At 37.6% G+C, this 21359-nt stretch carries 19 protein-coding genes; 10 read left to right on the plus strand and 9 right to left on the minus strand.

The genetic code is table 11. From position 1 onward, the window contains the following. Window positions 1-19 precede the first annotated feature (19 nt). Both ycaC and QQS39_RS02360 read left to right on the plus strand, forming a co-directional pair. Window positions 20-643, plus strand: a complete 624-nt coding sequence (gene ycaC, locus QQS39_RS02355) for an isochorismate family cysteine hydrolase YcaC (RefSeq protein ID WP_109397726.1) — start codon at window positions 20-22, stop codon at window positions 641-643. A 121-nt stretch (window positions 644-764) separates the two neighbouring features. After that, a complete protein-coding gene (locus tag QQS39_RS02360; RefSeq protein WP_109374300.1) occupies window positions 765-1961 on the plus strand; it encodes a lactate oxidase in 1197 nt (398 codons plus the stop codon). A 111-nt stretch (window positions 1962-2072) separates the two neighbouring features. On the opposite strand, the gene eptB is transcribed toward QQS39_RS02360, so the two are convergent. Further along, window positions 2073-3764 (minus strand): kdo(2)-lipid A phosphoethanolamine 7''-transferase, encoded by a 1692-nt coding sequence (eptB, locus tag QQS39_RS02365; protein ID WP_285805314.1) that lies wholly within the window; start codon window positions 3762-3764, stop codon window positions 2073-2075. A 524-nt stretch (window positions 3765-4288) separates the two neighbouring features. Between eptB and fdhF the strand changes: the two genes are divergently transcribed. The 4 genes from fdhF to QQS39_RS02385 all read left to right on the plus strand — a co-directional run bounded on the left by fdhF (window position 4289) and on the right by QQS39_RS02385 (window position 10572). Continuing rightward, complete coding sequence (fdhF, locus tag QQS39_RS02370; protein ID WP_285805315.1) at window positions 4289-6433, plus strand: formate dehydrogenase subunit alpha; 2145 nt, start codon at window positions 4289-4291, stop codon at window positions 6431-6433. Between the two features lie 300 nt (window positions 6434-6733). Next, window positions 6734-8311, plus strand: a complete 1578-nt coding sequence (locus tag QQS39_RS02375) for a PTS transporter subunit EIIC (protein ID WP_285805316.1) — start codon at window positions 6734-6736, stop codon at window positions 8309-8311. A gap of 14 nt (window positions 8312-8325) precedes the next feature. Further along, window positions 8326-9687: a 6-phospho-alpha-glucosidase gene (locus QQS39_RS02380; protein ID WP_151434125.1), complete on the plus strand. Its 1362-nt coding sequence runs from the start codon at window positions 8326-8328 to the stop codon at window positions 9685-9687. A gap of 108 nt (window positions 9688-9795) precedes the next feature. Then, entirely contained in the window at window positions 9796-10572 is a 777-nt protein-coding gene (locus QQS39_RS02385; protein ID WP_151434126.1) for a MurR/RpiR family transcriptional regulator, read from the plus strand. Between the two features lie 22 nt (window positions 10573-10594). On the opposite strand, the gene QQS39_RS02390 is transcribed toward QQS39_RS02385, so the two are convergent. Both QQS39_RS02390 and QQS39_RS02395 read right to left on the minus strand, forming a co-directional pair. After that, complete coding sequence (locus tag QQS39_RS02390; protein ID WP_151434127.1) at window positions 10595-11482, minus strand: 2OG-Fe dioxygenase family protein; 888 nt, start codon at window positions 11480-11482, stop codon at window positions 10595-10597. Between the two features lie 178 nt (window positions 11483-11660). Beyond that, window positions 11661-13274 (minus strand): sigma 54-interacting transcriptional regulator, encoded by a 1614-nt coding sequence (locus QQS39_RS02395; protein WP_151434128.1) that lies wholly within the window; start codon window positions 13272-13274, stop codon window positions 11661-11663. Between the two features lie 415 nt (window positions 13275-13689). On the opposite strand from QQS39_RS02395, the gene hydN reads away from it, so the two are divergent. The 4 genes from hydN to sugE all read left to right on the plus strand — a co-directional run bounded on the left by hydN (window position 13690) and on the right by sugE (window position 15407). Beyond that, window positions 13690-14247: an electron transport protein HydN gene (gene hydN, locus QQS39_RS02400; RefSeq protein WP_151434129.1), complete on the plus strand. Its 558-nt coding sequence runs from the start codon at window positions 13690-13692 to the stop codon at window positions 14245-14247. 72 nt (window positions 14248-14319) lie between these two features. Beyond that, on the plus strand, window positions 14320-14661 hold the full coding sequence (gene hypA / locus QQS39_RS02405; RefSeq protein WP_151434130.1) for a hydrogenase maturation nickel metallochaperone HypA: 342 nt from the start codon (window positions 14320-14322) through the stop codon (window positions 14659-14661). A gap of 8 nt (window positions 14662-14669) precedes the next feature. Then, entirely contained in the window at window positions 14670-14960 is a 291-nt protein-coding gene (gene hybG / locus QQS39_RS02410) for a hydrogenase maturation factor HybG (protein WP_109374307.1), read from the plus strand. A gap of 132 nt (window positions 14961-15092) precedes the next feature. Then, the gene (sugE, locus tag QQS39_RS02415) at window positions 15093-15407 is read left to right on the plus strand and encodes a quaternary ammonium compound efflux SMR transporter SugE (RefSeq protein ID WP_151434131.1); all 315 of its coding nucleotides are present in this window, start codon (window positions 15093-15095) and stop codon (window positions 15405-15407) included. Between the two features lie 73 nt (window positions 15408-15480). Here the strand turns inward: sugE and QQS39_RS02420 are convergent, their stop codons facing one another. The 6 genes from QQS39_RS02420 to frdA all read right to left on the minus strand — a co-directional run bounded on the left by QQS39_RS02420 (window position 15481) and on the right by frdA (window position 20519). After that, complete coding sequence (locus tag QQS39_RS02420; protein ID WP_285805317.1) at window positions 15481-16425, minus strand: nucleotidyl transferase AbiEii/AbiGii toxin family protein; 945 nt, start codon at window positions 16423-16425, stop codon at window positions 15481-15483. Next, a complete protein-coding gene (locus QQS39_RS02425; protein WP_285805318.1) occupies window positions 16422-16832 on the minus strand; it encodes a DUF6088 family protein in 411 nt (136 codons plus the stop codon). Before QQS39_RS02425 ends, QQS39_RS02420 begins: the two co-directional genes overlap by 4 nt. 379 nt (window positions 16833-17211) lie before the next feature. Next, a complete protein-coding gene (frdD, locus tag QQS39_RS02430; RefSeq protein WP_006535438.1) occupies window positions 17212-17571 on the minus strand; it encodes a fumarate reductase subunit FrdD in 360 nt (119 codons plus the stop codon). 14 nt (window positions 17572-17585) lie between these two features. Then, complete coding sequence (gene frdC, locus QQS39_RS02435) at window positions 17586-17978, minus strand: fumarate reductase subunit FrdC (RefSeq protein WP_151434132.1); 393 nt, start codon at window positions 17976-17978, stop codon at window positions 17586-17588. Between the two features lie 14 nt (window positions 17979-17992). After that, entirely contained in the window at window positions 17993-18730 is a 738-nt protein-coding gene (locus tag QQS39_RS02440; protein WP_151434133.1) for a succinate dehydrogenase/fumarate reductase iron-sulfur subunit, read from the minus strand. Further along, window positions 18723-20519 carry a fumarate reductase (quinol) flavoprotein subunit gene (gene frdA / locus QQS39_RS02445; protein WP_196569913.1) on the minus strand — a complete coding sequence of 599 codons (1797 nt, stop codon included), beginning with the start codon at window positions 20517-20519 and terminating at the stop codon, window positions 18723-18725. The genes QQS39_RS02440 and frdA overlap by 8 nt, the downstream gene beginning before the upstream one ends. Window positions 20520-21359 lie beyond the last annotated feature (840 nt).

Genomic DNA, 21359 nt, shown 5'->3' on the forward strand with positions numbered 1-21359 from the left:
TATACTATCGGAGATTATTATGAGCTTTAAATATCATCGTATTGATAAAAATAATGCCGCTGTTTTGTTGGTAGACCATCAAGCTGGATTACTCTCTTTAGTCAGAGATATCGAGCCTGATAAATTCAATAATAATGTATTAGCATTAGCCAATGCCGCTAAATACTTTAATTTACCTACCATTTTAACGACTTCTTTTGAGGATGGTCCTAATGGTCCTCTAATGCCTCAGCTCGTTGAAATGTTCCCAGATGCTCCTTATATCGCTCGCCCAGGTCAAATCAATGCGTGGGATAATGAAGACTTCGTCAAAGCCGTTAAAGCAACGGGTAAAAAACAACTGATTATTGCAGGTGTTGTGACTGAAGTTTGTGTTGCATTCCCAGCATTATCAGCACTTGAGGAAGGTTTTGAAGTCTTTGTTGTCACTGATGCTTCAGGCACTTTCAACGCCATTTCTCGTGACTCTGCGTGGGATAGAATGTCAAAAGCAGGGGCGCAATTAATTAACTGGTTTGGTTTAGCTTGTGAATTACACCGTGACTGGCGTAATGATATCGAAGGATTAGGTACACTGTTTGCTAATCATATTCCAGACTATCGTAATCTTATGACAAGCTATAATACTTTAACAAAAAAGTAAGCGGTTAATTTAAGCTTTACCTAAAAATAGGGCTTATATTATTTTTTGGAAAATATAATTTAATTGAACTTTAATTTTATTAAATTATAGATATAAGCCCTTAATTAAAAATGGAATAGAAATGAAACGTCAAATATTAAAAGCTACCGCTATTGCTATGGCATTAAGTGTAGGTGTTGCACAGGCTGCTGAATATAAAGCAAGTACTGCTGAAGGTCCAATTAAAATAGTAAACCTAAAAGCAATGGAAGCTCAAGTTCAAGCAAATATGGAAAAAGGCGCTTTCGGTTATATTCGCGGTGGTGCTGAAGATGAAAATAACTTACGTTCTAATACAAGTGCATTTGATAAAAAATATATTATGCCTCGTTCATTACAAGGCATCGAATTTTCTGACTTAGATTTAAAAACAGAATTTTTGGGTATTAAATTAGATACGCCTATTATTCAGGCACCGATGGCAGCTCAAGGGCTTGCACATCAACAAGGCGAAGTTGCCACAGCAAAAGGTATGGCGAAAGCCGGCTCTATTTTTTCATTAAGCACTTATGGTAATAAAACCATTAAAGAAGTGGCGGATGCTCAACCCGGTTACCCATTCTTCTTTCAGTTATACATGAGTAAAAATGATGCCTTTAATGAGTATATTTTATCTCAAGCAAAACAGTATGGCGCTAAAGGTATCATTATGACTATCGACTCTTCAGTGGGTGGTTATCGTGAAGATGATGTGAAAAATAATTTCCAATTTCCATTAGGTTTTGCCAACTTAGAAGCGTTTGCAAAAATCAGTGATGATAAATCTAAAACAGGTAAAGGTGCGGGTATTAGTGAAATTTATGCTCAAGCTAAACAAGCATTTACACCCGCAGATATTCAGTATGTGAAAAAGATGTCTGGTTTACCTGTGATTGTAAAAGGTATCGAATCACCTGAAGATGCAGATACTGCAATTAAAGCGGGTGCAGATGCGATTTGGGTTTCTAATCACGGTGGTCGTCAATTAGATAGCGCACCAGCAACGATTGATGTGTTACCTGCAATTGCCAAAGTGGTAAATAAACGTGTGCCTATCGTGTTTGACAGTGGTGTGCGTCGTGGTTCACATGTCTTTAAAGCATTAGCCAGTGGTGCAGATGTTGTCGCTGTTGGTCGCCCAATTCTTTATGGATTAAATTTAGGTGGTGCTGAAGGTGTTAATTCAGTTATCCAACATTTAAATAAAGAATTAAAAATTAATATGATGTTAGGTGGCGCAAAAACAGTAAAAGATATTCAAGCCACTCCACTTTATACCGATGCAAGTTTTAATCAATAATTAGTTTATAAAGTTAAAAGTAATAAAACCCACGCTCAATATTGAACGTGGGTTTTTTCTATCAATTTATTTTTTCTATCAACTTAAAAGAATATTGTTAGTTTAAAAAAATTATTCTTGGGTTGATGGTGTATCACCAAAACAGAGGTTATTTTGATTATTAATGCCACCATCAGGTGATGAATAACCCAAGCAACCTAACATTGAATCAAAAATATTATGGTGATAGAACGTACGCTCTACATCTTGATTACGTTTTAGGTTATCAAATAACTGTTTGTTTTGAGGTTCTGCTAAATAGCTATCTGACATCCACACTAAGAAAGGAACTCTAAATTGTTCTGGTGGCGCAATTTCTTTTGGTGTGCCGTGTAAACCACCTTTTTCTGAAATAGATTCACCGTGATCGGAGGTATAAAACACAATGGCTTTTTTATCGCGTAATGTGTTGAGTATACCATCAATAAAATAGTCGGTATAAAGAATAGAGTTATCATAAGCATTCACTAACTGCTCTTTAGTACACTCATCATCCACATTTAAACATTCAGGTTGATATTTTTTGAATGATTCAGGGTAACGCTGTGAGTACATAAAATGAGAGCCTTTAGTATGTAAAATCACTAAATGATTTCCCTTTGGATGTTGGGCAACTGCATTCGCAGTTTCAGCAATTAATAAGGTGTCATCAAGTTCTTTACCAAAGTTGCTATTTTTTGCCGTCATCATCTCTTTCATTGCGTAGTTATTTAAATCAAGCTTATTGTAAAACCACAGTTCGCTTTGCATTGAGAACAATTCTGATGACATACCTAATTGGCTTAATACTGAAAAAATATTGTTCTCTTTTAATGTCCGCTGATCGTTACTTTCTGTTCCGTTTTCTCGTACGAACATACATTTTAAAGAGAGCTTTGTTGCGGTATCACAAGAAATACCTTTAAAGGCAACCAGATTTTTTTCTTGGCTTAATAGCGGATTTGTTTGACGTTTATAGCCTAACAATCCCATATGATCCCATCTTGCTGTTTCACCAATAATAAAAACAACATACACATCTTCATTTGCCTTTGAAGGCTCATAAGTGAAGTGATCAGCAGGATTAAAAATATTTTGGTTATTAAACGTATCGTCATACTGCGTTATTGCATATTGAAATAATGGGATAATCCAATTTGTAGGTAAATACGCATAACTTAAGCCACCACTATAACTTGGCAGGTCTAAGTTATTTTTTATTTCATAGGCTTTTTGTTTTGAATCAAGCGTTTTTAAATAGGCAAAAACAGCCAGTGCAATCACAAGCATTTTGGCGGTATTTTTTATCCAGATTTTTTTCTTTTGCTGTGCTGTGAGATTTTTCTCTGGTTTTTTACATAGCCAAATAAGAGCCAATGGCAAAATAGATAAGCCAATAATCCAAATAATGACATTTGGGCTAACCAGCTCTTTAGATAAATCCGTATCCGTGGTTAGTGTTGAAATGATAATGCCATATCCAATAACGACATCATAAAAAGAAATATAGTAACTAGCACAAACACTCACGACGAGAATAAAAGAGGCGACGATTTTAAAGAATAGAGAGCCGAAAAAAGAGAGTAGTCGTAAAAGAAAGAAGGTAAAGGCAATGTTAACGGCAATTTCACCTAGAATATATAATGCATCAATGAGGGGGTTGTTTGTATTTTGTGTGCCGTATCGGCCAATGTAAACGGAAAGATTAAGAAAGAAACCAAGGTAGACAGCTAAAAAAAGGGCAATGTTCTCTTTAGAAAAACGTAAAAACTTTAATTTTTGCATGTTCAGTTATTATCAATTTATAGGGTGTAGAGGTCTTTAAGACCGTGAAGTTGTTTCCAGGTTCAGTATTATGTTCTTTTTTTTATTGAAGTTTAAAAATTTTTATTTGAATTACATTAATATCAAAATTATTAATTTTAAATAGTTTTAGTAGATAGGGATATTGATAGAGATATTAGAAGGTTGTCATCATTATATACGGCAAGATCCCGATAAAGGCAGATAAGAAAGCGTATTTATTATTTTAATTCCGCAGATAAATAAGTACTATTACGTTATAAGCATTAATGTATAACGAATTTTGATAGAAACATGAATCGACATAAATATCGTCATTAGTGTCGAGCGCTTACTATTATTTTAGTTTTCATTGTTTACTCATTCATTCAACGGATTTATTTCTCTTTATTTTTCATTGTGTTGTAGAAAAATGAAAAAGCGTGCTTATTTGGCACACTCTCTGCATAGATAGAGGAGAAGATCAGGTAATAACCTGAAAGTTGATGAACACAGGAGCAATGTTGATGAAAAAAGTCATCACGGTCTGTCCGTATTGCGCCTCAGGATGCAAAATCTACCTGAAGGTGGAAAACGGTAAAATTATTGGCGCTGAAGGAGCCAATGGTTTAACAAACCAAGGTGAGCTGTGTCTGAAAGGGTATTATGGATGGGATTTTATCCATGATACTAAGATACTGACTCCACGTCTTAAAACACCAATGATCCGCCGTGAAAGAGGCGGAAAATTAGAATCGGTTTCTTGGGATGAAGCGATTGAGTTTGCAAGTAGCAAGCTTCTTGCTATCAAAGAGAAATACGGTGCTAAATCTATTATGACAACCGGCTCTTCACGAGGTCCGGGTAACGAAGCTAACTTCGTTATGCAGAAATTCGCTCGTGCGGTTATCGGAAATAATAATATAGACTGCTGTGCTCGTGTCTGACACGGCCCTTCGGTTGCAGGTCTGCAGCGTTCGGTCGGTAATGGTGCTATGAGCAACTCAATCGTTGAGATTGAGGATACCAAATGTCTATTTGTCTTCGGCTATAACGCCGCAGACTCGCATCCTATTGTTGCTCGCCGTATTGTTAAGGCGAAAGAAAAGGGTGCCAAAATTATTGTATGTGACCCTCGTTACATCGAAACAGCACGTTTAGCCGATTTACACTTAGGCTTAAAAAATGGCTCTAACATTGCGCTATTAAATGCCATTGCGCATGTGATTATTGAAGAAGGATTACATGATAAATCCTTTATCGAAAATCACACCGAGCAATTTGAAGAATATTGTAAATTAGTTGAAAGCTATACACCTGAATCCGTTGAAGAAACCACAGGTTTAAATGCTTCAATTATTCGTGAAGCTGCACGTATGTACGCGAAAGCAGAAACAGCAACAATTCTTTGGGGAATGGGTGTCACTCAATTCTACCAAGGTGTTGAAACGGTGCGTTCACTGACTAGTTTGGCTTTATTAACGGGTAATTTAGGTAAAAAATACGTCGGGGTTGGTCCTGTTCGTGGTCAAAATAACGTACAAGGTGCGTGTGATATGGGCGCATTACCTAACACACTGCCAGGTTATCAATACGTTACTGACGAAAAAGCGCGTGAAAAATTTGCCAAATTCTGGGGCATTGAATCCATGCCTGATGAAGTGGGCTATGCGTTAAGTGAAGTCCCTCATAATATCGATCATGGCTTATTAAAAGCTCACTATATAATGGGTGAAGATCCACTACAAACAGAGCCTGATTTAGCAACCATCCGTAGAACGTTTGAAAAACTGGATTTACTGATAGTGCAAGATATCTTTATGACCAAAACAGCGTCTATTGCTGACGTTATTTTCCCTGCAACATCATGGGGTGAGCATGAAGGTGTTTATACCGCAGCAGACCGTGGCTTCCAACGCTTCTATAAAGCGGTTGAGCCTGTTGGTGATGTAAAAACAGACTGGCAAATTATCAGTCTGATGGCAACAGCAATGGGTTATCCAATGCATTACAACAATACCAAGGAAATTTGGGATGAGTTGCGTGAGTTATGCCCAATTTATTATGGTGCGACTTACGAAAAAATGGCGGACTTGGCTTATATTCAATGGCCTTGCCCAACAGAAGATAGCCCAGGTACACAATATCTGTACGATGGTGGTAACTTTGATACCCCTAACGGTAAAGGTCAATTCTTTACTTGTGAGTGGGCGCCACCAATTGACAAACTTTCTGATGAATTCCCAATGGTACTGGCAACAGTCCGTGAAGTTGGACACTACTCTTGTCGTTCAATGACGGGTAACTGTAAAGCATTGGCGGCGTTGGCTGATGAACCGGGTTATGTTCAATTAAATACAGAAGATGCCAAACAGCTGGGTATTAAAGATCAAGAGTTAGTTTGGATACGCTCTCGTCAAGGTAAAGTTATTACGCGTGCTGCAGTCAGTGATAGACCGAATAAAGGCGCGATATATATGACTTACCAATGGTGGATTGGTGCTTGTAACGAACTGGTTGCAGAGAATTTAAGCCCCATTACTAAAACACCTGAGTATAAATATTGTGCAGTATGTGTGGAGCCAATCAAGGAACAGGCTCAGGCAGAACACTATGTGAAAACGGAATATAGCAATATTAAACGTCGTTTAAGAGAAGCCGCCGAGGGCTAATCTGACCTAATTAGTATTGTTTTTCTGCCTTAAGACCGAGTTTATTGACCTTGTGTTAGTAAGCTCGGTTTTTTTATGATTTTTTATTGTTGTCGGGGTTTTTTCTTTTCTGTTTATCGTCGAAAAATCACTTAACTTTTGTCTGAATACTCACCATGCGTTGGTTCACAATAAAAAAAGTAACATGTGACTTTTAACGTAATCCGTTTCTAAATCAAGTGGATAAATTGCTTTTTATTTAATGCCAGCGCAGGATGCTGTCATGGAAATGAGTGTAAGAAAACAACAACGAGATATCATATGAAAAAACTCATTAATGCCCTACAAGCGTTTGGTAAATCCCTATATGGCCCCGTCTTGATATTACCTATTGTCGGTTTGTATATCGCTTTAGGCAATGTCTTTGGCAATGGCAATCTTGCGGAATATATTCCGTTTTTAAATCACCCGGTTATTCAAAGTATTGGGCAATTACTTGCAAAATCATCAGTTGCTATTTTAGTTAATTTAGCACTGATTTTTGCTGTGGGTATTCCCATTGGTTTAGCGAAAAAAGACAAAGGCTATGCAGGTTTAATTGGCTTGGTGGTATTTGTTATTTTCACAAATGCCATGAACATTACGCTAACACTGCAAGGTAAACTGGTTAGTGCTGAAGAAATGCGAGCTGCCGGTCAAGGCATGGTATTAGGTGTCCAAGTCCTCGAAATGGGCGTATTTGCAGGTATTTTAACGGGGGCAATATCAGGATGGCTTTATAACCGTTATTCAGGTCGTCAGTTTAACGGCATTATGGCTATCTACTCAGGGCACTGTTTTGTGGCGATCATCGCCATTCCATTTACGATAGCATTAGCGGTTTTAATGTGTGAAATCTGGCCTTTTGCTCAAGCGGGCATTACCAAAATGGCGCTCGTTATTCATGATTCAGGCGCTTTTGGTGCGCTAATTTATGGCTTCTTAGAACGTATTCTGATCCCAACAGGATTACATCATTTAGTTTATACCCCATTCTTATATACCGAATTAGGTGGTGTTGCTGATGTTTGTGGCACAACTTACCAAGGTGCAAGAAATATCTACTTTGCTGAAATGGCATGCTCTGACGTTAAGCAACTGAGTAGCACGGTAATTTGGGATGCTCGTGGTATCGCTAAAATGTTTGGTTTAACAGCTGCTGCGGCTGCCATGATCTCTGTGGCTAAAAAAGAGAAAAAACAGATAGCGAAGGCGATTTTAATTCCGGCAGCCGCTACCTCTTTTTTACTGGGTGTCACAGAGCCTCTTGAATTTTCCTTCTTGTTTGTTGCCCCTATTTTGTTTTTAGTTCACGCCGTATTAACCGGTATTGGCATGATGTTGTTCTATTTATTAGGTGTTCATGCGATTGGTGCAAATGGTGTGATTGATTTCATTTTATATAACTTGCCATTAGGCACTGAAAAATCAAATTGGCCTATGTATATCGTGGTGGGTTTGATTATGTCAGCGCTCTATTTCGTTATCTTTAGAACCTTGATTTTAAAACTCAATCTTAAAACACCGGGTCGTGAAGATGATGATGAAGAGACGCGTTTATACAGCAAAGAAGACTACAAGAAAAAAGCAGAAGCAGGCACTGCCTCTGAAGAAACTACTCAAACTATCAATGAGTTAGGTGAAGAGATTATTGAAGGGCTAGGCGGGCGTGACAATATTGAAGTGGTTGATAATTGTTATACCCGATTAAGAGTCATTGTTAAAAATGTCGATGTAATTCATGAAGATATCTTGAAAAAAACCGGAGCTAAAGGCGTTGTACGCCACGGTAATAACGTTCAAGTGGTTTATGGATTACATGTGAAAAAAATGCGTGAAGCGGTCGAAGCCGCACTTTAATAGGAGAAAGAAAGATGACTAAATCACCCTTTATCTTAAGTATTGCAGGCGGCGGAAGCACCTATACACCGGGAATTGTAAAAAGCTTAATGGTTCGTTTAGAGGATTTTCCACTGAGTGAAATTCGCTTATACGACATCGATCAAGAGCGCCAAGAGACTATTGCACCCGTGGTTGAAAAGGTGATCCGTGATCATAGCGATACCATTAAATTTACGGTGACAACGGATGCTAAAACAGCGTTTGATGGCGCTCATTTTGTGTTTGCTCAAATGCGTGTGGGTCAATACAAAATGCGTGAGCAGGATGAAAAAATCCCATTACGTCATGGTGTTGTAGGGCAAGAAACTTGTGGACCTGGCGGGCTGGCTTACGGTCTACGCACTATTTTACCTATGGTTGAGCTAATTGATTTAGTTGAGAAATATGCTTCTCCGAAAGCATGGATTGTAAACTATTCAAACCCAGCCGCGATTGTTGCTGAAGGTGTGCGTCGTTTACGCCCTAATGCTCGTGTATTGAATATCTGTGATATGCCTGTTGCGGCGATGCGTAATATGGCTGCTGTATTGAATGTTGATCGTCATGATTTAGATGTGGACTATTTTGGTCTAAATCACTTTGGTTGGTTCACTTCTGTACGTGTAAAAGGTGAGGAAAAATTACCTGAATTACGTGAACATATCGCTAAATTTGGTCTTCTAACAGAAGATGCTGCTCAAACTGATCCACAACACTCTGATCCATCATGGGTAAAAACATGGCGTCATATTCAGCCGTTAATGGAAGCATTCCCTGAATATATTCCAAATCCATATTTGCAGTATTACTTGATGCCAAATTATATCGTTGAACATCAAGATCCAGATTACACTCGTGCAAATGAAGTTATGGATGGTCGTGAAAAACGTCTGTTTGAAGCCGCGCGTGAATACAAAGAGACGGGTATTTTACCTGATGCGTTCCACGTTGGTGTACACGGTGCTTTTATTGTTGATGTGGCATGCTCTTTAGCCTTTGATTTACGTCAGCGTCATTTAGTGATTGTTGAGAACAAAGGTGCAATTGCTGATTTACCTTATGATGCAATGGTTGAAGTGCCTGCATATATCACTTCGCACGGACCAGAGCCTATTCGTGTTGGTGATATTCCGCGCTTTCATCGTACGTTGTTAGAGCAACAATTGGCATCAGAGCAATTGCTGGTAGAAGCAACGCTTGAAGGTAGTTACGAAAAAGCGCTGGAGGCATTTACACTGAATAAAACGGTGCCAAGTGTGATCCACGCTAAGAAGATCCTTGATGATATGATTGAAGCAAATCGTGAGTATTGGCCTGAATTGCGTAAAGCTTATGTAAATGGTAAGCGTGTTTGATCTCAAGACTTGCTGTTAACGAATAATTGAATAAGAATGCTGTTCTATCACCAGAACAGCATTTTCCTTTTATGTTGGTAAGGACGATGTATCAATAAGGTAACGGGTATGTCGGCACGATTATCATCTTTACTATCAAGAGCAACGGAATTAACCCGTGCAGAATATCGCATTCTTTCCTATTTAATTGATAACCCAACACAAGTTGGCAAACAGACCATTAGAGAACTTGCACAAGCCAATTTTGTTTCGACAACAACTATTATGCGACTTTGCCAGAAATTAGGTTTTTCTGGTTATAGTGAGTTGGTTTATTACTGCAAACAGTTGTTATCTTCAGGTGAAAAAAAACACCCATTGAAAAGTGATGAAAACGAAACAACAGAGCCTCTTTTTGATCAGTTTTTGGCAAATTATTTAAAAACTTTCACGTTAATTTCAGACGAACGAAGACAAGCTTTTGCTGATTTAATTAACAGCAAGAACTCATTTTTTATTTATGGTGCAGGTTTTTCTCATATATTTTCAGAATATATCAGTAAGCGGTTACAACTGATTGGTAAAGATGCTTTTCTTTCTGGGCTGAGTGACAGTAAGAATATCTTTATTAATAATGCCTCTCGCTATACGGTTTTTATTGCGATATCTCGTAGTGGAGAAACAGAACAAGTCGTTGAAAAAGCAAAAATAGCAAAAAGTATTGGTATGAAGATTGTTGCGTTTACTCGAGCAAGTGCCAATCCGTTGGCTGAACTTGCTGATCTTCATTTCCCCATTTATGACGATGCAGTGAATTATCATTGTGACACTATCGAAAGCTCCTCTTTTGAATCAAACCTCGTCTTGATTATTGATTTATTACTCAGCCAAGCTCAACGATTTTAATTGATGTGATAACGCGTTATGACTAAGCGACAGACTGATTTAAATAAAGTGTTAAAGGCAAGTCTGGATGTAAATTTATCGAATCAAATTGATGTGATGGGTGAGAATCTATAGTCGGATAGCGAGATAGTAAAAGGATAAAATCTTGGTAAGCCTGCTTTTTATTATCATGCGTAAAAATAGGTGTACCGCTATGATTTAATTCATTATCTGCAATCAATAAAATATCAAGATATTGCGCGTTATTGTGTTCATAAAGCACATTTTCAGGATCAATTTTTTCCCAAGGCGTTCCTATCGCTTCTTTCGGTGAGTGAACACGTAAAGAACCTGTTTTATCCTTAACGTTATTCTTATTAATCGTCACAATCATGGTGTGATCAACGCCATCTTGATGAACGCCTTCAATTGAAAGTTCACTTAAAGAATCAGGTTGGGCAATTAATCTTAAATGAAAAACAGTGGATATCGATTTAGGCGAATTTTGATCTGTTAAGTGACGAGGTGTAAATGTATTACCTTGAATTAATAACATTTTTAATTTTAATAACGCTTGATATGCTGTATTGCTCTGCCAGCGATCATCAAGCGCTCTAAAATGCCTTTGTGCGCCACTGTCTTCACGAATAAATCCATCTTCTTCAGAGAGAACAAAAGGTTGATACTCTAGTCTGGAGATTGTTTTTATATCATTATCAAAAAGGTAGCGGCCTGTTCGAGAGTGACGAAATGAAAGTGTCGGATCTTGCACTAAATAATCACCATATTCCATCAGTGCATTAATATCTTTTTCTTCAGCACCTAATTGTTTTATTAAATCAATCACAATATTTTGAGGAATAAAAACATATTTATTATTTTTGTATTCTTTTTTTATTTCACTAATTTTATTTATAAGCAGGTTATTCATATATAATATGCTCCATTGATGGTTTATATTATTAATAATTTATCAGAGAATATAACTAATAAAATACAATCAGATTAATTATAGATGGAGATTAATAACTTTCAAACAAATAGAAAAAGAGAGTGTAATAAATTAATTACACTCTCTTTAAATAAATTAGAGATTGATTATTTCAGAATTAAAGTATTTCCGGAATTGAAATACCTAAACGTTGCATCCGTGATAATAATGTTGTTCTCTTTAATCCTAATTTTAAAGCAGCACCTCTGGCACCCGCAACCACACCATTGGTTTCTCTTAATGCTTGAATTATTCTTTCTCGCTCTTCATCATCGCTTTCTGGCGCATTCGTCTGCATGCGCTTTTCAATGGATGAAGGTTGAGTCAGTACCTGCTTTAAACGAGAGGGCTTGTTAATATGAAGCTCTTTTAACTGAAGGTTTAATGTTGATCCTCGCGTTAAAATAACGGCACGCTCAATAATATTTTCAAGCTCACGAACATTACCCGGCCATGGATAAAGTGTTAGCTGCTCCAATGCGTTAGCAGGAATACAATCTATTTTTCTATCCATTCTACGTGCAATTTTTTGCGTAAAATGTTTAACCAAGAGTGGAATATCTTCAGGTCGCTCTCTTAGTGGTGGAATAATAATAGGAAAAACATTAAGACGATAATAAAGATCTTCTCTAAATTCACCTTCATCTGTTAATTCATGCAGATCTTTATTGGTGGCAGCAATTAGCCTAACATCAACCGGGATTACTTTATTACCACCCAACCTTTCTATTTCACGCTCTTGAAGCACGCGAAGCAATTTGGGTTGTAAGTCAATGGGCATATCACCAATTTCATCAAGAAATAGCGTGCTTTTATCTGCCATCTCGAATCGGCCAATATGTGTATTGGTTGCACCCGTAAATGCGCCTTTATCATGACCAAAGAGATCACTTTCTAACAGACCAGAAGGTACTGCGGCACAGTTCATTTTTATCATCGACTTATTTTTTCGCTGACTTAGACGATGAATAGCGCGCGCAATTAATTCTTTACCTGTGCCTGTTTCACCTAATATAAGTACAGTACTATCACTTTGTGCCACTAACTCAATTTGTTCGAGCACATTATGCATAGCGTCACTTTGATAAATGATCTCATTGAAGCATGCATTGTTATCTATTTGCTCATTAAGCCAAATATTCTCATTCTTTAAACTGTCTTTTAAGTGTGTTATTTCTTCATAAGCTGCCGCATTTTCAATCGCGATACCAATACGTGCTGCAATTTGTTGAAGCAATTGGCAAGTATCGTTAGTAAAAACACTTCCTATTTCATGCGCTAAGATTAATAAGCCTAGCGGTTTATGATTAAAAGCCAGTGGCAATAACAAAGCCGTCTGCATATTTTGCTTAACTAGACGCTTAATCAAAACATCTTCCTGATCTTCTTTATTAATATCAATTAAGACAGGTTTATTCTGATTAATAATTTCTTCGGCTTTGTTATTCGCGCTACTAAATTTACGCTGTTGACGAATGACAGATTTCCCAGTCTGATAACGACTAGAATAAAGAACACCTTCACTACTATTTTGTGAAGAGGCACGGCATAACATAAGACTAATATGGTTCAGTCCAAAAAAACGATGTATTTCTTTAGAGACTTCAGAAATAAGACCATCCATGTCTAGATGAGCTAATACAGAGTTTGTGATATCAACCAATATTCGATATTGGTTACGCTCATTACGAAGGCTCTCCATAGTTTCAGCATTGTTACTGCTTAATTTCATGACACCACCGATTGCCCTAAAAAATTAGCTATATTGTAGTAGGTTTATAATAAATTTATATCAATGACTGAATCATTTTTGATCCAACCCGCTATTTTTGTATATGTAATGAAACTTAATAATATAAATGCATCAAACCACTATATAATCAAATATATAGCGATTTATTTTATCGTCAAAATTGTCGAATAATTTGACGAAGCGACTTATTTATTAATTAATAATCATTTTTATTTAGAAATTATTTAATTGAAAAATAAGGAATAGTTATATCAAGAATATATTGGCATGAACCGTGCTAGATTCATTCTATTGATACTCTAATTATTACTATTAATTAGAATAACTCGTTGCATTTATTGCCATATATAACGGCTATATATAACAGCTATATAACAAAAAGCAGGAGAATATGATGAACCGTTTCATCATTGCAGACCCTAAAAAATGTATTGGTTGCCATACTTGTGAAGTGGCTTGTGTTGTTTCACATCAGCAAGCAGACCAAGATAATTTAGCCATTGAGCAAATTAGTGAGCAGAATTTCCAACCTCGCATTCATGTTATCAAAGGATTTTCAATCAGCACGGCAGTTGTATGTCATCAATGTGAGGATGCCCCTTGTGCCAATGTGTGCCCAAATGGCGCTATTATTCATAACAAAGATTATTACTATGTTGATCAGGACAAATGTATCGGCTGTAAAACCTGCGTACTAGCTTGTCCTTATGGCACGATGGAAGTGGTTTCTCGTCCAGTTATGCGCAAATCAACCGTACTTAATGCGATTGAGGCATTTAAAGCGGAAGCCAACAAATGCGACTTATGCCACCACCGTGAAGCGGGTCCTGCATGTATTGAAGTCTGCCCAACTCATGCTTTAGTGTGTATTGATAGAGATGCACTTGAAGAGATGGTTAAAGAGCGTCGTCGTAGAGCCGCTTTTGAAACCGGTGCTGAATTGTTGTTCTAAGATCAATAATAAAGCAACTATGTGCTGATACTATAGTTGCTATTATTTATCCTGCTTCAATAAGGTATCGATATGCATGAAATCACGCTTTGCCAGAGCGCATTTGAGATAATAGATTCTCAAGCTAAATTAAATAATGCAAAAAAAGTAAAAAGCGTATGGATGGAAATTGGCGCATTATCTTGTGTTGAAGTTAGCGCACTTGAATTTTGCTTTGATATTGTTTGCAGAGATACCCTTGCCCAAGGTTGTGAATTACATATTGAGATTATCCCCGCGAAAGCATGGTGTTGGGATTGTCATCAAGTTGTCACTGTTTCAACGTTTAATGCAGGTTGTCCGTCTTGTGGTAGCCAAAATTTGCGTGTTGAAAATGATGATGCAATGCGAATAAAGCAAATAGAGATCGAATAGGGGTTGTTATGTGTCTTGGTATTCCAGGTCAGGTTGTTGAAGTTGGAAAAACAATCACTGAAAATGCAATGGTCGATGTTTGTGGCGTTAAGCGAGAAGTGAATATTGCGTTAGTCTGTGAGGGGGAGCCTCATACGATGATCGGTAAGTGGGTACTGGTACACGTTGGTTTCGCCATGAGTATTGTCAATGAAGAAGAAGCAAAAGAGACGCTGGATGCTCTGATGGCAATGGGAGAAGTTGAAGACGATGTCTCTGCTTTTCTTTATGGTGAAGAGGGCGCACCTCAAAAAAATTGAGTTAATTTTATACTATTGCATGATTAATTTCTTTTTTTTATACTTGAACTTCATCTTTCGAAAGCTGGGACGACCCAGCTTTTTGTCTTTGTATTCAGGGGACGACCCCAATTTATCAAATAGGGGTAGTTTATGTCTTGGATCATTCTTTTTGTCGCCGGTTTATTAGAAATCGTTTGGGCTGTCGGTCTTAAATACACACACGGTTTTACACGCTTAACACCCAGTATCATTACCATTAGCGCCATGATTTTAAGCATGGGCATGTTGTCTTATGCCATGAAAGGCTTACCAGCAGGCACCGCCTATGCAATTTGGACCGGTATTGGTGCAGTAGGCACGGCAATCTTTGGTATTTTAGTTTTTGGTGAGTCCGCTAATATTTATCGTTTACTGAGTTTAGCGATGATTATTTTCGGCATTATTGGTCTGAAATTGGCGAGTTAAACCTGAATATCAGGTATAAAAAAGCCCCAAAGTTATGTTTAACTTTGGGGGATCATCTAGTGGGTACTCTCTTTTAGTTATTTATCATTAATGACTGAGCAATACTCTTAAATGAGGCAAAACAAGTATCGAAATTAGGTATTTCAGTAGTAAATACCATTGGAGTAACGAAATCTATAAACCTTTGATAATATAATGGATTAGATTCTAACTCTGTCAAACCGAGTTGTAATTCTTTAATTGGATCAATAACAAAGTCTAAATGTTGCTTACCAAAACGTTTCACATCTTCTTGTAATACAATACGAAAAAGAGGTATCAGAGCTTTATAATCAAGCTGTTGGTCTATATTAATACAGTATATATCGTAGATATGGCGTACTAATGTAGGATCATCTTTACGCTTAGGATCTCGCTTAACTAGCATGGTACGTCGTAGCATAGAAATGACTTTTTCAACTAATATAGATTGTACTGTGACACAGGCAAATTTACCGACTTCTTGAGATTGGCGATACAACTGTGCAACTAGCGATTGAATACTACGATGTTCTACTTGAAGTAGAGGAATGGTTTCGATTAACTCTAGTTTGATGATTGGACGTAAACAGGGTGCTTGACTAAATTGTTGAGGGTATTTTAGTTGATATTCAACGTAGCGGTATTCATCACGAACTATTTTTTCTTCAATAGAAAAATGGCTTGATTGAAGGGTAAGAATATCTTCGATTTCTTTTAATAAGGCTTTACGCTTCGCTTTACGTTTATCTCGAGAAAATAAGTTAAATACATCTGTTGGAATGAGTTTGATGTCAACATCTTCTGACATTCTGAATATTCTTACATGGGATTTAGCCAGTGCAGTTCCGCCAGAAAAGACTATTTGGTGTGTATCAAAATTAAGTGTCGCTAATTGAGCAAGTAAAGCAACTACCCAGTAATCTTTTTCAGGGATAGCAGGGTTTCCGAGCGCTAAAGCATCGGAAACCTCTAAAAATTGATTTTTTAATTTTATCATTTGCTATTTGGTGCGCTAAGGACTCGATTACCAATAACCAGCTTACGATTAAACTGTTTTGGATCCCACGAATACCTTACAGATGAAGGGATTTGTGTGCTATTACCAGAAAGACTTTGCAAAGATAGCGCATCTATTTCAAAGTCTACGCCTTTCATCTTAAGAACTTCACGTAAAATAGCATCTGTACCACCTGGATTAGTTGGCATTAAGCGACCCGTGAGGCTGTTTTCCCGCGCTTTGGTGTAAAGACCATACCCAATTTTCATTAGGTTACCTTGCTTGATCAATTGATTAAGTGCGCGACCAATTTGGTCATAACTGGCAATATCTTCAAAATCTTTGCGTTCAAAGACATAACGCCTTGAACGCTTTAATTTTTGGTTAATTTGATTTGCGGCTGTCATAGAACCTCCTTTTATGTACAGAAAGCATACACGAGAGAACGTTACATAGGAAGAAATACGGCATTTTTTAAATAATAAATACGGCATAAAAATAAAATAAATCATTATAATTTATTGATAATAAATAATTATTTATTCCATTTTTAATTATTAGGTTATTAATAAAAATTCAGTGACCTATGTTTCTAGATGTAGCCTATTAATATTCATCATTACTGTATGTGTATTTTGGATAAGTAATTTTGATATTTTTTATTAAAGAGTTTTTTAATAAGACATAAGTTGTTTAAATATATTTTAATAAGATAGATGTAATTAAAAAATTTCATAAAAAAAAGCCACTCAATTGAGTGGCTTTTAATCTTTACGTATTAATCAATTACAGAGTAAATACACCAATGATAGCGATAACGCTGATAATTGCTGCACCACCATAGAATACCCATTTGCTTGCAGGTACATGCACTTTAAAATCGTGCAGAGTATGGTGAATACGGTGTAATGCACACCAAACTGGCAGAATAATCATTAGCAGTAAGAACAGACGGCCAATGATGCTTTGGCTAAATGCCATAATACGTTCATAAGTAAATGCTTCTGGCGCAATACCCATAGGGATTAGGATACCGAGCAGGATGATGATTGCTGGAGAAACAATCGCACTCCACATACCACCTGCACCAAATAATCCCCAGAAAATAGGTTCATCAGAGCGCTTAGGAAGTTGATTCTGATTCATTATTTCCTCCTGGGTTAAATTAACGCCACTGCCAGAATAGCGGCAGTAACAACGATAGTGACACCCCAGAAACCACGAACAATAGGTTCTTGCGGCAATTTTTCATCTTTAACAATGATAACCACTGCTTTTGGTGCAAGTTTGAACCAAGTCGCAGAGTGGAAGACTGTTGCAATAAGGGTCACAATGTTAATTAGCATTACAATTGGGTTGCTCAGGAATCCAACGAAACCTGCCCAACTTTCTGGTCCATTTTTCAGTGCGAATACACCAAACAGAACAACCAGACTGAACCAAAGTTGTGGAAGACAAGTCCCTTCACGGGTGATATAGAAACGATAGAATCCAAGCTTCGTCCACCAGTTTGGTTGCATGCCACGAACATAAGGCTTACGTTTTGTTGTCATGTCTTGTTTCCTCCTTAACGTGGTTTCAGCATCGCAATGACAAAGTCTTGCGCACTGGCTGCTTTACCTTGCTGAATAGCGGCAGCAGGATCCACATGTTTTGGACAGACTTCAGAACAGTAGCCAACAAAGGTACAAGACCAGACACCGTTCTCACCATTTAACTGAGGCATACGTTCTTTTGCCCCATGGTCGCGACTATCTGTGTTGTAACGTTGAGCTAATGTAATCGCTGCTGGTCCAATAAACTCTGGGTTTAAACCAAATTGTGGACATGCTGCATAGCAAAGACCACAGTTGATACAACCAGAGAATTGGTGGTATTTCGCCATTTGAGCAGGAGTCTGTTTATTTGGCCCTTCTGAAGGCTTACGATCATTACCGATAATATAAGGTTTAATCGCTTCTAAGCTTTCAATAAAGTGAGTCATATCGACAACAAGGTCACGCTCAACAGGGAAGTTACCTAATGCTTCAACTCTTATACCGTTTGGATATTCACGAATAAACGTTTTACAAGCCAATTTAGGCACTTTGTTGACCATCATGCCGCAAGAGCCACAAATCGCCATACGGCAAGACCAACGATAAGAAAGATCAGGCGCTAAATTGTCTTTAATATAACCCAATGCGTCCAGTAATGAGGTTTGCTCATCATAAGGAACATCATAAGTGACGAAATGAGGCGCTTCGTCCGTTTCTGGGTTATAGCGCATGACTTCTATTTTAATGTGCTTCATGTCATCAGCCATTCGCTTTCTCCTTATTCTGCTTGTCTTGTGCAGTCGCTTCACCACCATAGACACGTTTAGCAGGAGCAGATTTCGTGATCTTCACATCGCTATATTCTAAACGAGGGGCACCTTCTGGGTTATAGAACGCCAGAGTATGTTTCAGGAAGTTCACGTCATCACGCTCAGTACAACCTTCGTCAAGACGTTGGTGTGCACCACGAGACTCTTTACGATTGATTGCGGAATGAGCCATACATTCAGCGACATCTAAACCAAAGCCAAGCTCAATTTTGTACAGTAAATCTGTATTAAAGACGCTACTGGTGTCTTTAATTTCAACGTGTTTGAAACGTTCTTTTAATTCAGCCAGTTTATCAACGGTTTTTTGCATTAATTCAGGTGTGCGATAGATACCGCAACCTTCTTCCATTGATTCACCCATTTCATCGCGAATTTGTGACCAGCTTTCAGAACCTTTTTGGTTCATCAGATTTTTCAGGCCATCTTCGATATCACGAGTACGCGCATCTAATGCTGAGGCGTTAGCTGGCGCAGCTTCTTGTGCGCAACGAACCGCTTCTTCACCTGCAAGACGACCGAATACAACCAGCTCTGCCAGTGAGTTAGAACCTAAACGGTTAGCACCGTGTAAACCAACAGATGAACATTCACCCACAGCAAACAGACCTTTAATACGAGTCTCAGTTTGTTGGTTAGTTTCAATACCACCCATAGTGTAGTGAGCAGTAGGACGAACAGGGATTGGTTCATTTACTGGGTCAACACCCACATACGCTTTTGCCAATTCACAAATAAATGGCAGACGTTCATGCAGTTTTTTCGCACCCAGATGACGTAAGTCAAGATAAACAACGTCACCACGGTGAGTTTTGATGGTACGACCTGCGCGCCACTCATGCCAGAAAGCTTGAGAAACTTTATCGCGAGGACCTAATTCCATGTATTTATTTTCTGGTTTACCTAATGGTGTTTCTGGTCCTAGACCGTAATCTTGTAGATAACGATAGCCATCTTTATTGACCAGAATACCACCTTCACCACGACAACCTTCGGTCATCAGGATACCTGAACCTGGTAGCCCTGTTGGGTGATATTGAACAAATTCCATATCACGCAGTGGAACGCCATGACGTAAAGCGATACCCATACCATCACCCGTAACAATACCGCCATTGGTATTGAAACGATAAACTCGTCCTGCACCACCGGTTGCCATAATGACAGCGTTAGCACGAATTTGAACTTTCGTCCCTTCCATCATATTAATTGCAACAAGACCACGAGCGTGACCTTCATCAACAAGAATATCGAGAACAAAGTGTTCGTCGAAACGTTGAATTTGTGGGTATTTTAAGGATGTTTGGAACAGGGTATGTAGCATATGGAAGCCGGTTTTATCGGCTGCGAACCAGGTCCGTTCGATCTTCATCCCACCAAAACGTCGGACGTTGACTGACCCGTCTTCTTTACGGCTCCAAGGACAGCCCCAGAGTTCTAGTTGAGTCATCTCTGTTGGACAATGCTCAACGAAGTAATCGACGACATCCTGTTCACACAACCAGTCACCGCCTGAAACGGTATCATTGAAGTGGAAATCATAGGAGTCGTGAGCCTGAGTCACTGCTGCTGATCCGCCTTCTGCTGCCACGGTGTGGCTACGCATTGGGTAAACTTTTGAGATCAGAGCAATTTTCAGTTGAGGATTAGCTTCCGCAGCAGCTATTGCTGCTCGTAAGCCTGCGCCCCCGGCTCCGATTATCGCTATATCGGCATTAAAGGTTTGCACTGCGCTTCTCCATTGTTCAAGTGAAAATTGGAATAATTGTCTAGAATTCAATTCACTGACATTATTAATTTGTAATGCTATTTTTTTACGCTATCCGTAACGAAATTGTTTCACTACCTTGTGACTGCGCTTGATAACATCTTTATTATCATTGACTGTAATTTTAGTATAACGAAATGTAGGACACCGAAATTTGATATGAATGATGGTTTTCCCGTATTTCGCAAAAAAAGTGTGATCTACGCCAAGAATTCTGGGTTTAACTAATAAGCCACCAGAGAAACTTGAAGATCAAATAGAATATATTTTTCTAAATTGAAAATTATAAATAGTAATGAATAATTTTTTTTGAAAGTATAGATAACTTTAATTGAAAATGACAATGGTTTTTTATTACATATTGATTTTAAAGGGTAAATATTTTTATCTTTCTTAAGTGTAATTTAAATTAATAAAAGTCCATTTTAAAAACTAAAATAAATTTTTTACTATTTATCTAAAACAAATCGGTTTGTCTTGTTAATTGTTAATAGAATATTAATAATATTTCTAAAGGTTTTTAATTCTCATCAAAATACGTAGATTTAAATAGAAAGTTAACTTTGAAGTTTAGATGAGTTTGGCTATTTAAATATAAGCATAGTGTTAGTTTATTGTTATTCGCAATTGAGAAAAAGAATTATTCTAATTAACTCTTTTTATAAAAATAGCGAAAAAGCACTGAGTTTATTACTCTAAACTGGTGTTTATTTAAACGATAAAAAGCGCATCAAAGTAGATGTTTTGTAGAATTATATTTATTTGTCTTATGTGTTTTTACTTAATAAAAGAAAAAATCAG

The sequence above is a fragment of the Proteus appendicitidis genome (assembly GCF_030271835.1).
Classification (GTDB): domain Bacteria; phylum Pseudomonadota; class Gammaproteobacteria; order Enterobacterales; family Enterobacteriaceae; genus Proteus; species Proteus appendicitidis.

Coding starts and splice junctions, on each gene's coding strand:
- QQS39_RS02420 (WP_285805317.1), bottom strand. CDS start 16,425: ATGATAAAATTAAAAAATCAATTTTTAGAGGTTTCCGATGCTTTAGCG.
- QQS39_RS02395 (WP_151434128.1), bottom strand. CDS start 13,274: ATGAAATTAAGCAGTAACAATGCTGAAACTATGGAGAGCCTTCGTAAT.
- sugE (WP_151434131.1), top strand. CDS start 15,093: ATGTCTTGGATCATTCTTTTTGTCGCCGGTTTATTAGAAATCGTTTGG.
- QQS39_RS02375 (WP_285805316.1), top strand. CDS start 6,734: ATGAAAAAACTCATTAATGCCCTACAAGCGTTTGGTAAATCCCTATAT.
- hybG (WP_109374307.1), top strand. CDS start 14,670: ATGTGTCTTGGTATTCCAGGTCAGGTTGTTGAAGTTGGAAAAACAATC.
- hypA (WP_151434130.1), top strand. CDS start 14,320: ATGCATGAAATCACGCTTTGCCAGAGCGCATTTGAGATAATAGATTCT.
- ycaC (WP_109397726.1), top strand. CDS start 20: ATGAGCTTTAAATATCATCGTATTGATAAAAATAATGCCGCTGTTTTG.
- QQS39_RS02440 (WP_151434133.1), bottom strand. CDS start 18,730: ATGGCTGATGACATGAAGCACATTAAAATAGAAGTCATGCGCTATAAC.
- frdC (WP_151434132.1), bottom strand. CDS start 17,978: ATGACAACAAAACGTAAGCCTTATGTTCGTGGCATGCAACCAAACTGG.
- hydN (WP_151434129.1), top strand. CDS start 13,690: ATGAACCGTTTCATCATTGCAGACCCTAAAAAATGTATTGGTTGCCAT.
- QQS39_RS02380 (WP_151434125.1), top strand. CDS start 8,326: ATGACTAAATCACCCTTTATCTTAAGTATTGCAGGCGGCGGAAGCACC.
- frdD (WP_006535438.1), bottom strand. CDS start 17,571: ATGAATCAGAATCAACTTCCTAAGCGCTCTGATGAACCTATTTTCTGG.
- QQS39_RS02425 (WP_285805318.1), bottom strand. CDS start 16,832: ATGACAGCCGCAAATCAAATTAACCAAAAATTAAAGCGTTCAAGGCGT.
- eptB (WP_285805314.1), bottom strand. CDS start 3,764: ATGCAAAAATTAAAGTTTTTACGTTTTTCTAAAGAGAACATTGCCCTT.
- QQS39_RS02385 (WP_151434126.1), top strand. CDS start 9,796: ATGTCGGCACGATTATCATCTTTACTATCAAGAGCAACGGAATTAACC.
- QQS39_RS02360 (WP_109374300.1), top strand. CDS start 765: ATGAAACGTCAAATATTAAAAGCTACCGCTATTGCTATGGCATTAAGT.
- QQS39_RS02390 (WP_151434127.1), bottom strand. CDS start 11,482: ATGAATAACCTGCTTATAAATAAAATTAGTGAAATAAAAAAAGAATAC.